The organism is Rhizobium sp. WSM409 (assembly GCF_057653825.1).
Map to the genome: position 1 here is coordinate 3043520 of NZ_CM172794.1, position 15392 is coordinate 3058911.

General features: G+C 61.2%; 15 protein-coding genes and 1 pseudogene. 8 read left to right on the plus strand and 8 right to left on the minus strand.

Going from position 1 to position 15392, the window contains the following annotated elements; translation table 11 throughout:
* Positions 1-236: 236 nt before the first annotated feature.
* Positions 237-452, plus strand: a pseudogene (locus AC25BC_RS15240) (branched-chain amino acid aminotransferase); the annotation flags it as partial.
* Between the two features lie 222 nt (positions 453-674).
* Here the strand turns inward: AC25BC_RS15240 and AC25BC_RS15245 are convergent.
* Both AC25BC_RS15245 and AC25BC_RS15250 read right to left on the minus strand, forming a co-directional pair.
* Positions 675-944 carry a hypothetical protein gene (locus AC25BC_RS15245; protein ID WP_003541697.1) on the minus strand — a complete coding sequence of 90 codons (270 nt, stop codon included), beginning with the start codon at positions 942-944 and terminating at the stop codon, positions 675-677.
* A gap of 183 nt (positions 945-1127) precedes the next feature.
* Complete coding sequence (locus AC25BC_RS15250) at positions 1128-1745, minus strand: DUF1236 domain-containing protein (RefSeq protein WP_026157437.1); 618 nt, start codon at positions 1743-1745, stop codon at positions 1128-1130.
* A 287-nt stretch (positions 1746-2032) separates the two neighbouring features.
* On the opposite strand from AC25BC_RS15250, the gene AC25BC_RS15255 reads away from it, so the two are divergent.
* A complete protein-coding gene (locus AC25BC_RS15255) occupies positions 2033-2692 on the plus strand; it encodes an MBL fold metallo-hydrolase (RefSeq protein ID WP_012758434.1) in 660 nt (219 codons plus the stop codon).
* A 13-nt stretch (positions 2693-2705) separates the two neighbouring features.
* Here the strand turns inward: AC25BC_RS15255 and AC25BC_RS15260 are convergent, their stop codons facing one another.
* The 4 genes from AC25BC_RS15260 to AC25BC_RS15275 all read right to left on the minus strand — a co-directional run bounded on the left by AC25BC_RS15260 (position 2706) and on the right by AC25BC_RS15275 (position 5037).
* Positions 2706-3047, minus strand: coding sequence for a tRNA-binding protein (locus tag AC25BC_RS15260; RefSeq protein ID WP_012758435.1), 342 nt, complete (start codon positions 3045-3047; stop codon positions 2706-2708).
* Positions 3048-3057: 10 nt separating this feature from the next.
* On the minus strand, positions 3058-3885 hold the full coding sequence (proC, locus tag AC25BC_RS15265) for a pyrroline-5-carboxylate reductase (protein WP_017994808.1): 828 nt from the start codon (positions 3883-3885) through the stop codon (positions 3058-3060).
* A 1-nt stretch (position 3886) separates the two neighbouring features.
* Positions 3887-4387: a type III secretion system chaperone family protein gene (locus tag AC25BC_RS15270; protein ID WP_003541709.1), complete on the minus strand. Its 501-nt coding sequence runs from the start codon at positions 4385-4387 to the stop codon at positions 3887-3889.
* Positions 4388-4776: 389 nt separating this feature from the next.
* The gene (locus AC25BC_RS15275; protein ID WP_012758437.1) at positions 4777-5037 is read right to left on the minus strand and encodes an accessory factor UbiK family protein; all 261 of its coding nucleotides are present in this window, start codon (positions 5035-5037) and stop codon (positions 4777-4779) included.
* A 201-nt stretch (positions 5038-5238) separates the two neighbouring features.
* On the opposite strand from AC25BC_RS15275, the gene lgt reads away from it, so the two are divergent.
* The 6 genes from lgt to AC25BC_RS15305 all read left to right on the plus strand — a co-directional run bounded on the left by lgt (position 5239) and on the right by AC25BC_RS15305 (position 11218).
* Positions 5239-6087, plus strand: coding sequence for a prolipoprotein diacylglyceryl transferase (gene lgt, locus AC25BC_RS15280; protein ID WP_012758438.1), 849 nt, complete (start codon positions 5239-5241; stop codon positions 6085-6087).
* 16 nt (positions 6088-6103) lie between these two features.
* Complete coding sequence (locus AC25BC_RS15285; protein ID WP_012758439.1) at positions 6104-7204, plus strand: class I SAM-dependent methyltransferase; 1101 nt, start codon at positions 6104-6106, stop codon at positions 7202-7204.
* A gap of 111 nt (positions 7205-7315) precedes the next feature.
* Positions 7316-8110, plus strand: a complete 795-nt coding sequence (pgeF, locus tag AC25BC_RS15290) for a peptidoglycan editing factor PgeF (RefSeq protein WP_012758440.1) — start codon at positions 7316-7318, stop codon at positions 8108-8110.
* 5 nt (positions 8111-8115) lie between these two features.
* A complete protein-coding gene (locus AC25BC_RS15295) occupies positions 8116-9267 on the plus strand; it encodes a M24 family metallopeptidase (protein WP_128405960.1) in 1152 nt (383 codons plus the stop codon).
* 91 nt (positions 9268-9358) lie between these two features.
* Entirely contained in the window at positions 9359-10180 is an 822-nt protein-coding gene (locus AC25BC_RS15300) for a hypothetical protein (RefSeq protein ID WP_012758442.1), read from the plus strand.
* Between the two features lie 105 nt (positions 10181-10285).
* A complete protein-coding gene (locus tag AC25BC_RS15305; protein WP_011652946.1) occupies positions 10286-11218 on the plus strand; it encodes a ribose-phosphate pyrophosphokinase in 933 nt (310 codons plus the stop codon).
* A 221-nt stretch (positions 11219-11439) separates the two neighbouring features.
* Here AC25BC_RS15305 and AC25BC_RS15310 read toward each other — a convergent pair whose 3' ends face one another.
* Positions 11440-12990 (minus strand): hypothetical protein, encoded by a 1551-nt coding sequence (locus AC25BC_RS15310; protein ID WP_012758443.1) that lies wholly within the window; start codon positions 12988-12990, stop codon positions 11440-11442.
* A 102-nt stretch (positions 12991-13092) separates the two neighbouring features.
* Positions 13093-15177 (minus strand): putative bifunctional diguanylate cyclase/phosphodiesterase, encoded by a 2085-nt coding sequence (locus AC25BC_RS15315; protein ID WP_128438221.1) that lies wholly within the window; start codon positions 15175-15177, stop codon positions 13093-13095.
* Positions 15178-15392 lie beyond the last annotated feature (215 nt).

Consider the following 15392-nt stretch of genomic DNA (forward strand, 5'->3'; position numbering starts at 1 on the left):
ATATGCCAGCTTTATTGATATAAATTTGCGTCGCTATCAGCTTCCGCGAACTCTGCGGGAGCCCCGCACGGTCTCTCATTTCCCTGGCACTTCCCGGGAAACCAAGACCCGTCCGGCACTCCGACGCAATACGCGTTTTCCCTTGCGTCTGTGGATAAAACGTAATGGGGACAACAATCAACAGGCATGGCGCTTGAAGCGCCGGAGGATTTTGGGAATGGCTTCGATCCCTTTGGATCAGTTGGACGGGGGCGCAGGCCAACCGCATCAATGTCGCCATCGCCATCTGGCAAAAGGGCAGCTATTTCAACCCGACCGAAAAGCTGAAGGGCATCCGCCTCGATATCGCCGAATGCCGCCGTCCCGATCCGAAGACGGCGCCCTGCGCCTCCAAGGCTGCCGGTCTCTACATGATCTGCACCATTTCCAAGCACGCCGCCGAAGCCGAGAGCTAAGCCGATGCGATGATGTTCGATGAACGACTACATGAAGGAAGTCTATCCGGCGGCAATCGCCGCCGAATAAAGTCCTCACGCAATCGGTCTGGCCACTGCATAATTCCTTAAATCGGAATCTATTTAAGGCTAAAATTATGCAGTAGTTCAAAGTGCTACAGCGTCCTTTGCGCGTCTCAAAAGACGCGCGACGCTGTAGATACAGACCCGTGGGGCCGTTTATCTATGCGCCCGTGCCATGACCAGTCCGGCGAGCGTCGAGAGGATGCCGCCGCCGATCAGGCCGCCGATGCCGTCGGCGATCAGGCCGGTCATAGCCGCTTCTCCACCGACCATGCTGAGCAGCATACCGCCGGCGACGCCGCCGATCGCACCGGCGATCGTCCGAGCGACGACATTGATCGCCTGCTGCTTCAAAGCGGCGCTCGCGGCGTTGCCGCCGATTGCACCGGCAATCAATTGTGTGATGAGCGGAAGTAGCGCTTCCATGATTTCCTCCTCTGGCGATCTCCCCGATCGCCGATCCATGCCGACCTTCGGCATATTAGTATTTTATCATATTTTGGAGGAAAGCGTTAAGAAAAATCAACCGATGCGGGATTAAGGCAGCGAGAAGCGCCCCGGAACGAGGCGGCCCAACGTCCGCCTCGACCTCAGTTTCTATCGATCACGTCATTGATAGACGTAGACGATCCGGCGTGTACCGGGATCGACCAGCACCGGCCGATCGTTGATCCTCGTATAACGGTATTCGTAGTCGGGAATCGTCTGGAAGGTGACGTCAGCAGGCACCTCTGCGCCGACGACGACATCGCCGCCAAGCTGCACCGTCTCACCCGGATTGGTGTCGATATAGGTGCGCACCGTCTCCGGCGGGGTGATAGTCTCGACCGACCCGACGGGGCCGAGCAACTCGTCCCCCGGCGCCGGCTGCGGATCGACCGGAACGACACTCGCGGTCGACTCGTAAGTCACGCTGGGAACGCCGATCTCGGCGCGGTGCTGCTCGACGATAACAGAGCTGCCGCCGTGATCGACCTGCAGATAATCGGCATAGACCCAGCCGCGCATGCCGTTGACGTCGACACGGCACCAGCGGCTGCCTTCGATGCAACCGTCGAGCACTGCGGTGGAACCGCGGGTGGCAAGACCGACCGAGGGATATTGTGGGCCGGGGCCAGCACGGACGTTGAGATCGTTGACCGTCGTCGCCATCATCTCCGCCTGCGCAAGACCGCCGCTCGCCAGGAGCACGGCTCCAGCCAACAGTATGTTTCTCTTCAAGGTCATGTGAGCGTCTCCTTGGTTTCGATGGGCTGACAACGCGCGGGCTTCCACGATGTTCCCATGCGCGCCGCCCAGCGAAACACTACTTGCGGGGGACTTCATGCAAACGTTTGGAAGAATTGAGAAAAGCTCGATTTTCTCGCCCTGCGACGATGGCGAAGAGGGCATAAATTCTTGTTGCAGTCCGTCTTTTTACCGTGAGGCACACCGCCAATGTCACAAGATTCCGGCTGTCCTTGCCGCGGTTTCGGACTATACCCGAAGCAGCAGAGACACCAAGCGAGGCACTTATGGGCATGCTCCAGGCCGGCATCATTCCGGTGACACCCTTCCAGCAAAACTGCACGATCTTCTTCGATCCCGACACCAAGGAAGGCGTCGTCGTCGATCCCGGCGGCGACGTGCCACTCATCCTGCAGGCGATTGCCCAGAACGGCCTGACCATCAAGGAAATCTGGCTGACACACGGCCATCTCGACCATGCCGGCGGCGCCAGTGAATTGAAGGAAGCTCTCGGCATCGACGTGATCGGCCCACATCAGGACGACCTGCCGCTGCTGCAGCGGATCGAAACCCAGGCTGAAAAATACGGCATGTCAGGATTGCGTAACGTCGTGCCCGACCGCTGGCTGAAAGACGGCGACAAGATTTCTTTCGGCGCCCATGAATTCGAGGTCCATCACACGCCCGGCCATGCCCCCGGCCACGTCATCTATTTCAACCGCGCGCAGAATTTCGCTCATCTCGGCGATGTGCTTTTCAACGGCTCGATCGGCCGCACCGACCTGCCCGGCGGCGATCATCAGCAGCTTCTCGATTCGATCCGCGACAAGGTATTGCCGCTCGGCGACGACGTCGGCTTCATCTGCGGCCACGGCCCCGGCAGCCGCATCGGCGACGAGCGGCGAAGCAATCCATTCCTGCAGGAGATCAAACCTCGGAGTATCTGATGCGAGCTCACGCTCACATCATCTTTCGGCCGTTCGGCACCGGCTGTTCGACCGCAGCAAGCACGATCGCGCCGTTCTCGTCCTCGAAACCCAACGTCAGCACTTCCGAGCGGAATGGCCCGATCTGGCGCGGCGGGAAGTTGACGACGCCGAGCACCTGCCGGCCGATCAGGCTTTCCGGCGTATAATGCACGGTGATCTGCGCTGAGGATTTTTTCGTGCCGATCTCAGGACCGAAATCGATCAGGAGTTTAAACGCCGGCTTGCGTGCCTCCGGAAAGGGACCGGCCTCGATGATCGTGCCGACACGAATATCGACACGCTCGAAATCGAGGTAGGTGATCTCTTCTGCCATATGGTCTCCGTCAGCCGGCCAGTTCCTCGGCCCGCTTGCGCGCCGCCGCAAGGGCTGCGTCGAACAAGGGCTGCATGCCGTCTTCGGCCATCAGCACGGCGAGCGCCGCCGCCGTCGTGCCGCCGGGAGAGGTCACATTCTCCCGCAGCCGCGAAGCGTCGTCGGGGGACTGGTGCATGAGTTCACCAGCCCCCGCGACTGTTTCCCGCGCAAGACGCATGGCGAGGTCCGCCTGCAGGCCGAGTTTACGGCCTGCCTCCGCCATACATTCGACGAGATAGAATACATAAGCCGGACCGCTGCCCGAAAGCGCCGTCACGGCATCGATATCGGCTTCCGCCGGCACCCATTCGACCGGGCCGGAGACGCGCAGTAGGGAATGGACGCGTTCGCGTTGCGCATCGCTGACCCCCGAATTGGCAAAAGCGCCGGTCACACCGCGCCCGACCATGGCCGGCGTGTTCGGCATGGCACGCACCATGGCGGCCTTGCCGAAATGTCTCTCGAGGAAACCGAGCGTCTTGCCGGCCGCGACCGAGACGACGACCGTCTCCGGCCCGACGGCACTCTTCACCGCCGGCAGCACCGCCTCCATCACCTGCGGCTTGACCGCGAGGAAAAGCACGCTTGCCTTCAAATCCGTGGGAAGCGCGGTCAGATGGGTCGCGCCAGCCTCGCTGATCGTCGAAAGCATCGCAGGCGACGGACCGGGATCGACAACGATGACGGCCGAGCCCGGAACGCCGCTTTTCAGCCAGCCGGAGAGCATCGCCCCGCCCATGTTTCCGGCACCGATCAGAACGACGGGATGTATCGAGGAGAAAGCGGCCGTCGGCATCTTATGCCTCGCCAACCGTTTCAAACAGCACGGCTTCCATCGCCTTCGTCGCTTCCATGCCGGACCAGACGACGAACTGGAATGCCTGAAAATAGGCTTCGCAGGTGTCGAGCGCGCTGGAAAGCAGCACCTCCACCTGGCGATTGGTAGGCTCCGCGCCGCCGGCAAGCAGCAGCGATTGACGGAAAATGACGACATCTTCCTGGCGCCAGAGGTCGAAATGACCCATCAGCACCTGCCCGTTGATCGCCGAGAGCAGCTTGACCACCTCGTTGACCCTGATGTCGGGAACTTTGATATCGAAGGCGCAGCCAAGATGCAGCGCCTCGAATTCCTCCATCCAGGAGAAGGAGACGTGGTAGTCCGTCCAGCGGCCCTCGACCGTCATTGCGATCTCGTCCTCGCCGGACCGTTCGAACGACCAGTCGTTGTTGGAGGCAACATACTCGATCATATCGACCGGGTTCGACTGACGCTCGACTTCCAATTCCATCAGGTTCATGCAGCACCTTCTTGACCGGAACGAATGCGACCTAACTTGGTGTACGAACACAAGCAAGACACACGCAAAATACCGGAACCACCACTCGGATGATCGTTGAACCGCTGCCAGACTTAACGCAGATAACCTGCCCGGAGCTTACCACGTCGCTTCGAATCATCATTTAAAATCAGTGTATAGCGCCCCTGGTCCCCTGCCAGCCCCCTGAACGGAAAATAGGACCGGCCACTGTGGAAAGGCTCTTCGAAATTCAATTCAGAAGGGAGAATAAGCGACTCTGCGAATTGGCTTTTTTGGCAGTGTCCACAGGTGGAAAACTCACCTGGTTTTTTTACGGAAGATGCGGCGTGTGGCATGAAGGCCACGCCGCATCTGTGTCGTATCGGGACTTAAGTGCCCTCGCCGGCAAGCTTTGCCTCGAGTGCTGCGATGCGGGCGGCAAGTGCCTCGTTCTCGTCGCGTGCCTTGATCGCCATCTCGCGCACGGCCTCGAACTCCTCTCGCTTGACGATGTCCATGCTGTTCAGCCAACGCTCGGCCTGGGCGTTGAAGGCGGTCTCGATCTCCTTGCGGACGCCCTGGGCGGCACCGGCCGCATCGGTCATCAGCTTGGCGAATTCGTCCATGATGCGGTTCGTTCCGGTCGTCATGGCGTTTTTCTCCCTTCGCATGAGGTGAATTCAGCCCTTCGGGGCCTCGAGGATTGAGGTAGGGCTTCGCCATCGACGATGCAAGCGCTTTGCACGGGATAAGCTTGCCGGAACAGGCCGGGAATGGGCCATCACGAACAATGGACTTGACCGTCCGGGATCGCAACGGCATGTTCCGCGCAACTCAACAGGTGGAAAACCTTGCCGACAGCAGCCGATCTCCTTGCCATCATGCCTTTCCCGGATATCGATCCGATCGCCTTTTCGATCGGTCCGCTGGCGATTCATTGGTATGGTCTCGCCTATGTTGCCGGCATCCTGCTCGGCTGGGCCTATGCGCGCCGCCTCGCCGCCAATGAAAGTCTCTGGCCCGGCAACGTCTCGCCGATAACAAAGGTGCAGCTCGACGATTTCATCGTCTGGGCAGCGCTTGGTGTCGTCCTCGGCGGTCGTCTCGGCTATATTTTCTTTTATGATCTCCCCGCTGTCCTGCGCAGTCCCGTCCGTGCGCTCGAGATCTGGAACGGTGGCATGTCCTTCCATGGCGGCCTGACCGGCACGACGATCGCCATGATCCTCTTTGCCCGCCGCAACGCCATCCCGATCTGGAGCCTGTTCGACATCGTCGCCGCGGTCGTTCCCTTCGGCCTCTTCTTCGGCCGCATCGCCAATTTCATCAATGGCGAGCTCTGGGGCCGTTTGACCGACGTGCCCTGGGCCGTGGTCTTCCCGACCGGCGGCCCCTTCGCCCGCCACCCAAGCCAGCTCTACGAAGCCGGCCTCGAAGGCATCGTTCTGCTCCTGGGGCTGGCCGCTTTCATCTTTGGCATGCGCGCACTGAAAAGCCCCGGCTTCATTACAGGCGTCTTCGTTTGCGGTTATGCGCTGTCGCGCATCTTCGTCGAATTCTTCCGCGAGCCTGACGCCCAGCTCGGTTACCTCCTCGGCACGAACTGGCTGACCATGGGCATGGTGCTCTCCTCCCCGATGATCCTGCTTGGCCTCTGGGCGATGCTGCGGGCTCGCCGCCAGGCTGCGCTGCAGCTCTGAAACGGCAGGACGCGACATGACCACCGCTCTAGGCGAAAAGATCAAGGCGATTATCCAGGCCAACGGCCCGATCAGCGTCACCGATTATTTCTCGCTCTGCCTCGCGGACCCCGAACACGGCTATTACCGCACCCGCGAGCCCTTCGGCCGTTCCGGTGATTTCGTCACCGCGCCCGAGGTCAGCCAGATCTTCGGCGAGATGATCGGCGTCTTCATCGTCCATGCGTGGCAGCGCCATGGCACACCGACAGACGTCCGCCTCGTCGAGATCGGCCCCGGCCGCGGCACCATGATATCAGACATGCTGCGCGTCATCTCCCGCATCGCTCCACCGCTTTTCGACGTCATGACCGTGCATCTTGTCGAAACCAGCGAGCGGCTGCGCGATGTCCAGAGCCAGACGCTCGAACCCCACGGCGAGAAGATCACCTGGCATAATGGCTTCGACGAAGTACCTCCCGGCTTCACGCTGATTGCCGCCAACGAACTCTTCGACGCCATCCCGATCCGCCAGTTCGTTCGCATGGCGACGGGTTTTCGCGAGCGCATGGTCGGCATCGACGCCGACGGCGAGCTGACCTTCGCCCCCGGCGTCGCCGGCATCGATCCCACGCTTCTTCCCGAACCGGTGCAGAACGTGCCGGTCGGCACACTCTTCGAGATCTCGCCTGCCCGCCAGGCGGTGATGATGGCGATCTGCGAGCGGTTGCGCGCCTTCGGCGGCACGGCGCTTGCGATCGACTACGGCCATCTCGTCACCGGCTTCGGCGATACGCTGCAGGCCGTGCGCATGCATGAATTCGACCCGCCGCTCGCGCATCCAGGCGAAGCCGATCTGACGAGCCATGTCGACTTCCAGCAACTCGCCGAAACAGCGCTTGCGGCTGGCCTCTATCTGAACGGCGCCCTGCACCAAGGTGATTTTCTGACCGGCCTCGGCATCCTCGAGCGCGCAACCGCTCTCGGCCGTGATCGCGAGCCGCACACCCAGCAGGTCATCCAGGCGGCGGTCGAAAGGCTTGCCGGCGCCGGTGAAGGCCGGATGGGCGAACTCTTCAAGGTGATGGCGGTCTCTTATCCCGCCATCGATCTCATGCCCTTTCGTCCGGTGGATTGACAGGGCGCACGCGGCTGGTTCAACATCCGCCCGAAACAAGAACTTGAAGCGCGCCGCATATGCGATGCGCTTGGGATAACAACAAACCCCTCGAAAACCCCGGAATCACAGATGCAGGACGCGGCCTCTCCCGCACCGATCGAAAGCGCGCTGCTGAACGAAGCGGCGGGCGCCACGATCCGGCACGGTTATTTCACTCGGACCGGCGGCGTTTCCGAAGGGCTGTATCGTGGCCTTAACGTCGGCCTCGGCTCCGGCGACGAACGCGACAAGGTCTTGGAAAACCGCCGTCGCGTCGCCGCCTGGTTCGGCTTGCCGGTCGAGCGGCTGGCAACCGTGCATCAGGTCCATTCCCCCGATGTCGTGACTATTGGCGCCGATTACGACGGCGCCCGCCCCGACGCGGATGCGATGGTAACGCGCACCCCTGGCATTGCGCTTGGCGTGCTCGCCGCCGATTGCGGACCCATCCTGTTTGCCGACCCGGACAATCGCGTCATCGGTGCCGCCCACGCCGGCTGGAAGGGCGCGTTGACGGGCGTGCTCGAAAATACCGTCGCTGCCATGGAGGCGCTGGGTGCTGACCGCGCCAGCATCGTCGCCTGCCTTGGCCCCTCGATCAGCCAGACAAGCTATGAGGTCGGTCCCGAATTCGTCGAGCGTTTCGTCGCCGAAAACCCGGACGACGAGCGCTTTTTCGTGCCTTCCACAACGCCTGGCCGCGCCATGTTCGACCTGCCGGCACTGACCGTCGACCGGCTGACGAAAGCCGGCGTGCGTGCCGAAAGCCTCGGCCTCTGCACTTATCCGGACAACGAGCGCTTCTTTTCCTACCGCAGGACGACACATCGCAAGGAGCCGGATTACGGCCGCCAGATTTCCGCGATATCAATCAGGGAGACTTGAGCAGAATGGCACTGCATTTCGAAAAGGCCGAATTCGCAAGCCGGCTTGCGCGCCTCACCGAGAAGATGAAGGAAGAAAAGCTCGACGCCTTGCTGCTCTTCGCCCAGGAAAGCATGTACTGGCTGACCGGCTACGACACCTTCGGCTATTGCTTCTTCCAGACGCTGGTCGTCAAGAGCGACGGCACCATGGCGCTGATCACCCGCTCGGCTGATCTTCGCCAGGCCAGGCATACCTCGATCCTCGAGGACATCCATATCTGGGTCGACCGGGTCAATGCCGACCCGACGCTCGACCTGAAGAACCTGCTGGTTGAGCTGGACCTGCTCGGCGCCCGCATCGGCATCGAATATGATACCCACGGCATGACCGGCCGCGTCGCCCGGCTGCTCGACGCGCAATTGACCACCTTCGGCCAGATCGTCGACGCCTCCTACCTCGTCAGCCGGCTGCGCCTGATCAAGAGCCCGACGGAGGTCGCCTATGTCGAGCGCGCCGCCGCTCTCGCCGACGATGCGCTCGATGCCGCGATCCGGTTGACAAAGCCCGGCGCCGACGAGGCGGATATCCTCGCTGCCATGCAGGGTGCGATCTTTTCCGGCGGCGGCGACTATCCCGCCAACGAGTTTATCATCGGCTCCGGCGCCGACGCGCTGCTCTGCCGCTACAAGGCCGGCCGCCGCAAGCTCGACGCCAACGACCAGTTGACGCTCGAATGGGCTGGCGCCTATGCGCATTACCATGCCGCCATGATGCGCACGATCGTCATCGGCGAGCCGACGCATCGCCACCGCGAGCTTTACAACGCCTGCCGCGAAACCATCGAGGCGATCGAAACCGTGCTGAAGCCCGGCCAGACCTTTGGCGATGTCTTCGACATGCATGCCAGGATCATCGACGAGCGCGGCCTGGCTCGCCACCGGCTGAATGCCTGCGGTTATTCGCTCGGCGCCCGCTTCTCGCCCTCCTGGATGGAGCATCAGATGTTCCATGTCGGCAATCCGCAGCCGATCGAGCCGAACATGTCGCTCTTCGTGCACATGATCATCGCCGACTCAGATACGGGCACGGCGATGACGCTCGGCCAGACCTATCTGACGACAGCGGATGCGCCGCGCGCGCTATCCCGCCATCCGCTCGATTTCATCGGGCTCTGACCGGTGAGAATCCGGAATTGACAGACGACCGTCCCCACCCGCATAAATTCGGGTGGGGCTGATTGCGATTGCGGGAAGGACGGACCAAGGGATGACGCGAGCTGCGATTGTGCCCACGCTCCTGTTCGTCATGGCTCTATTGACAGCCTGCAACACGACCGATGCGCTTACGCCGCAGGTCGATATCGGCAATTCCTCCGGGGACGCCCCGTCGAGCCCGGTGACGCAGAGCGAAGCCGAGAGTTTGGCAGGCACCCGCCAGCCGCGTTTCTCGGGAAGCTCGCAGCAGGGCGGCTACCATCCAGCCTATGATCAGTCGCAGCGGGCCTATCGGCCCGGCACCGGCGCGGCGCCGACGACGATGCAGGAACAGGCAGACGCCCTGTCGAGAAGCGGCTCCTCACCGGCCGCCTCTGCCCCGATCGACGGACAATCGCTGCCCCCGTCGGCGGCCAGTGGTGAGCTTGCCGCACAGCCGGCTCCGCCGGCCGAGGCGCAACAGCCGCAGCAGACCGCCGCTCTCCCCCCCAATTCCTCCACCGCCCGCGGCAATACCGTACGCTTCCTGCCGATCATCGGCGCGCCGGTGCAGGCCGTGACACCACTCTCGCGCCAGCTCGGCGCCGAGGCGCGCTCGCATGGCCTTTCCATCAAGAGCTCGACCGATGGGAGCAGCGATTACATCCTCAAAGGCTATCTCTCCGCCTTCAGCGATGCCGGCAAGGTTACCGTGGTCTATGTCTGGGACGTTCTCGACAGCGGCGGCGCCCGCCTGCACCGCATCCAGGGCCAGGAAAGCGTGCCGACGGCCGCGGCCGATCCCTGGGCGGGTGTTCCAGCCTCGGTGATGCAGCAAATCGGCTCAAAAACCATCGCGGAATTCTCCTCCTGGCGGCAGACAAAGGGCGGTTAGTCACAAACTTTTTGCAAATATGGAAGCCTGTGGCGCCTTTGCCCTTGCATTCACGGGGAAGCTGACTAAAAAGCGCGGCTATCAGCGCGTAACAGGCGGACCAAAATGAAGGTTTTCGCAGGCAATTCGAACCGGCAACTCGCCGAAGCGATCTGCAACTATCTCAATGTTCCCTTGGGGAAAGCCAGTGTCCGGAGGTTTGCCGATCAGGAAATCTTCGTGGAAATCCAGGAAAATGTGCGCGGCGAGGACGTTTTCCTCGTACAGCCCACCGCCTTTCCTGCCAACGACCACCTGATGGAATTGCTGATCATGATCGACGCGATGCGTCGTTCATCGGCCCGCCGCATCACCGCCGTCCTACCCTATTTCGGCTATGCCCGTCAGGACCGTCGTGCTTCAGGCCGCACACCGATCTCCGCCAAGCTGGTTGCAAACCTCATTACCGAAGCCGGCGCCGACCGTGTCATGACGCTCGATCTCCATGCCGGGCAGATCCAGGGCTTCTTCGATATCCCGACCGACAATCTCTTCGCCATGCCCGTGCTGACGCGCGACATCAAGAGCCATTATGACCTCAGCAACGTCGTGGTCGTCTCGCCTGACGTCGGTGGTGTGGTTCGCGCCCGCGCGCTGGCCAAGCGGCTGGACTGTCTTCTGGCCATCGTCGACAAGCGTCGCGAGCGGCCGGGTGAATCCGAAGTCATGAACATCATCGGTGACATCACCGGCAAAGATTGTCTGCTGATCGACGACATTGTCGATTCCGGCGGCACGCTCTGCAACGCGGCCGACGCGATGTTGGCCAAGGGCGCATCCAGTGTCACCGCCTATATCACCCACGGCGTTCTCTCGGGCGGCGCAGTCACCCGCGTCACTTCCTCGAAGCTTCGCGAACTCGTCATCACGGATTCGATCCAGCCGACCACGGCGGTTCTCTCGGCGCACAATATCCGCATCGTGACCACGGCCCCTCTGATCGGCGAAGCCATCAGCCGAACGGCTCAGGAAGAGTCCGTCTCTAGCCTGTTCGATTAAAAAGAGCCGGCATTCGACCGGCTCTTTCAATTTCTGCATCAGATGGACCAAGCTATTACCGGGCATTTCTCCAAGCCGCATGAATTGCTGGCCCGTTGATTGTCGCCGAGCCGCGTTCGGTGACAACGAAAGCCCAGAATAAACCGCCGTTGCGATCGTTGGGCACAAAAAAGCCGGCACAAGGCCGGCTTCCTTTCATTTCTGATCCCAATTGATAAGGCTCAAGGCTGCTGCGGCGGCGCAGGTACCGTGTCCTGACCCTGATCCGGTTCCTGCTCCTGGTCTGGCTCCAGCCCCTGATCTTGATTTTGATCCGGACCATCCGGCCCCTTGACCACCTGGCCGTTGACGGCGATCGCGCCGTCGCGGCCGACGCTGATGTCCCAGCGCGAACGACCATCTGCATCGGTCTTCGCGAAACCCTTCACCATCATGATGCCGAAGGAGACCTGGTTGAGATCGGGATCCGTCTTGGCAAGCTCCTGAACCGCGGCAATCGTCTTGTCGAGATCACGGGCAAGGATCGTCGCCTCCATGGAATAGTCCTTTTCGGTGTCGACCCGCCCCTCGATCTTGCCGGTCATATCGAGGTCGTAGACGTCGGATTTGGCGCTGACCTTCGGAAACTCGACGGCGAGCCGGCCGTCGCGGAAGAGCTTCTTGCTCATCTCCTCGCCGCTCGTCTCCGGCGCCTTGTCATTGAAATCCATCGCCATGAGGGCTTCGCCGAAGGTGGCGAAATCCAGATTCGGCATGGCGAGTTGCAGCTCGAAGCTGGTCGGCATGAAAGGCGAATAGCTTGGCGGAATCAGCGGGCTGTCGAGGCTGATGTCCTGCGCATTGATGCCGAAGCCGAAACGCATGGCGTCGCTCGGCCCATCGATGGCCAGGTTGTAACCGAACGCCTTGACGCCGCCATTGCCCATCTGGCTGCTGATGGTCAGATTATTGACCCCGATCGTCTCGCTGAACGAGGCAAGAATCGGGAAGGCTTCCTTCAGCATTCCCTTAATCTTGCCGCTATTCTCCGGGCCTAGTTCCTTCTCCTCGAGATGGTCGAGAACGAAAAGGACGATCTCGCGGATTTGTTTGGCCGGCAGGCCGTTCACCTTCGCATCGAAATCGATCGAATCGGCACGGATTTCGACAGGCGGCATTTGCAGGCCGGAAACCTGCTCGACGAAAGTCGACATCGAGCCGCTGCCCGCAAAATCGATACGCCCGTTGCCGCCTGCGCTGTCCGTCGAACTCAGCTTTTGGTCGATCGCGGCGATGCTGGCATGGACTTCCTCGGTGTCGGACTTGCTGGTGACCTTGATGTCCTTGCCGGTGAAGGTGCCGGAGCGCAGATAGCTGATCGCCGGGTCGAAGACGCCGGTATAGACAAGCGAAGCGATGGAGTAGGAAAAATCCGTCGGCTTCTGGTCGGGGCCTTTGAAATGGCCGGAAACGTTGAGGTTGTTGTCACCCTCGATGTTCCAGAGCCCGCTATCGAGCGGCGTGGCGAACATCGAGAACGGCGTCAGCCCGTTGATCGCGAATGTCGCCGGATCGGCTTTGGCAAGCAGCTTCGCCAGATCGTAAATGATCTCGTATCGCGCCCCCGCCGGATTGACGGTGATCAGGCCGCTCTTGGCCAGATCCTCGGGAAGCAGCTTCGTCAGCGTGTCCTTGACCGCATTGGCGCCATCCTGATTGATCTCGACACCCTGGGCCGTGGTGACAAGGCAAAGTGCCAGCAAGCTCGTTGCCGTGACAAGTTTGAGACGCATAGTCCGATTTCTCCTCAGCCGCTTTTTTGAATGCGGGCCATCCAAAGATGCGAAGCGCGCCGATGTCAACCTCAGCTGCGGCAGAGAATGGCAATTTGCCGCTCACGCGGCCGCGGATTTTTTCACGCCCGGCGCAAGAACCGTTTCCTGCTGTGCGGCCGGCACCTCGCCGTTGACGATCGCCTCGATGCCCGAGCGCGGTCCCGGCTTACCGAAGAGGAAGCCCTGCACCTGCAGGCAGCCTTCCCGTCGCAGGAAGTCGATATGGTCTTCGTTTTCGACGCCTTCAGCAAGCACCGGTATGTCGAGGCTTGCTGCAAGAATAAGCGTCGAACGCACGATTGCCGCAGACTGCTTGTTGGTGACGACGCCGTCGACGAAGGCGCGGTCGATCTTGATCTTGTCGAACGGGAAGCTCTGCAGTGTCGACAGTGACGAATAACCGGTGCCGTAATCGTCCATCGCCACCTTGACGCCGAGCGCCTTCAGCCGGCGGATGGCCTGAAGCGCATGTTGATGATCGGCGATGATGCCGGATTCGGTGATCTCGATCTCGAGTCGCGCCGCCGGCAGGCCGGTCTCAAGCAGGATCTGATGCACGATCTGCGGTAGGCGGTTGTCGCCGAGCTGCTGCGGCGCGACGTTGACGGCGATGCGTAACGGGTTCTTCCATGTCGCCGCTTCCGCGCAAGCGGCCCGCAGCACCCATTCACCAAGCTCAATGATAAAGCCGGTCTTCTCCGCGATCGGAATGAATTCGACGGGTGAGATGTAGCCGCGCACAGGATGTCTCCAGCGCAGGAGCACTTCCAGGCCAACGATGTCGCGCGTCACCGTGTCATTCTGCTGCTGGTAGAACAGCTCGAATTCGCCGCGCGCCAATCCCTCCCGCATCTCGCTCGCCAACGCGTTGCGTTCGCGCGCTGCCTGATCCATCGAGGGCTCGTAGAAGCATATGCTGTTGGTCGCTGTCGATTTTGCCCGATACATGGCGATATCGGCCTGTGACAGCAGGTCGTCCAAAGTGTCCGCCTGTCCGGGATAGGTGGAGATACCGATACTGGAGCCGACGGTCAGCGCATGGCCGTTCCATTCGATCGGCCGGGCGATCTCGTCGAGCATGCGTTGTGCCAGTCCCTTGGCGTCCGAACGGACGAAATAATCGCACATGACGGCGACGAACTCGTCGCCGCCGACCCGCGCCACGAACTGGCCGTTCAGCATGATCTTGGACAGCCGTTCGGCGACGGCGCGCAGCACGGCATCGCCGGCGGCGTGGCCGTGAACGTCGTTGATTTCCTTGAAACGGTCGAGGTCGAAGGAGAGCACGGCAATATTGGCCGTCATGTCCTTCGGCTTGTTGACCAGCGCCGACAGATGCTCGTTGAAGGCGGCGCGATTGGCAAGATTGGTCAGCGGGTCATGCAGCGACAGATGGCGATAACGCTCGACGGCTGCCTGCGTCGACTGCATGTCGATAATATAGGTGGAGGCGCCCAGCACCAGGATGATGATCATGACGGCGCTGACGAGACCGGTCATGATGCCGTCCGAGATGATCTCGGTGGGTGCCGCAACAGTGGCATCCGGCAGGATCGTCAGCCCCGCCATGCCGGTGAAATGCGTGAGCACGATCGCAAGGATCAGCGAAAGGGCAGCCCCGTGGCGGCAGAAACGCGTGATCGGCCGGCAGACGCGATTGGTGGCGACTGCGCCGAACAAGCCGGCGAAGACCAGCGAGGCGACGACATAAGAGGTCTGCCATTCGAGACGACCCTCGATCTCGTAACCGGCGATCCCGACATAGTGCATTACCGCGATGCCGAGGCCGACGATAACGCCGCCTGCCTCGATAAGCGGGCTCTTCTGCGCGATTGACGCGATGGTAAAGCCGGTCATCGTCGTCGCGACGGCGGCAAACAGCGACAGCAGCGTCAACGTCGGCTCATAGCCGTTCGCCACCGGCGTCTGGTAACCGAGCATGGCGATGAAATGCGTCGTCCAGATGGTCGAGCCGCCAACAAAACCAGAGAGAAACAACCAGTTGGTTTTCTGCAACCCCTGCGATCGGCGCACCCGGGTGAAGAGGCGCATCGACAGCATCGATCCGAGCACACAAATAACGGTGGCGAAGATCAGATGCGGAAGGCTGTGTTCGACGGTGATGCAGGAAAGGACACGCAACATGAGAGGCAACCGGCAAATTGAGACGGCCCTGCTTATATTGGCCGGCAAACGCAGGATCTATTAATCGCCGCCGATTTCGTTTTCGATGGTTAAACCTTGGCGAAAGCGTGTATATGGGCGAAAAACAACCCAAATCCGCAACTTGCGTTTCCGATCGACTTATAATATAGGCCACCGGTCCGTGTAGACACCCTTGGAGGCAACGCGGATGAGGT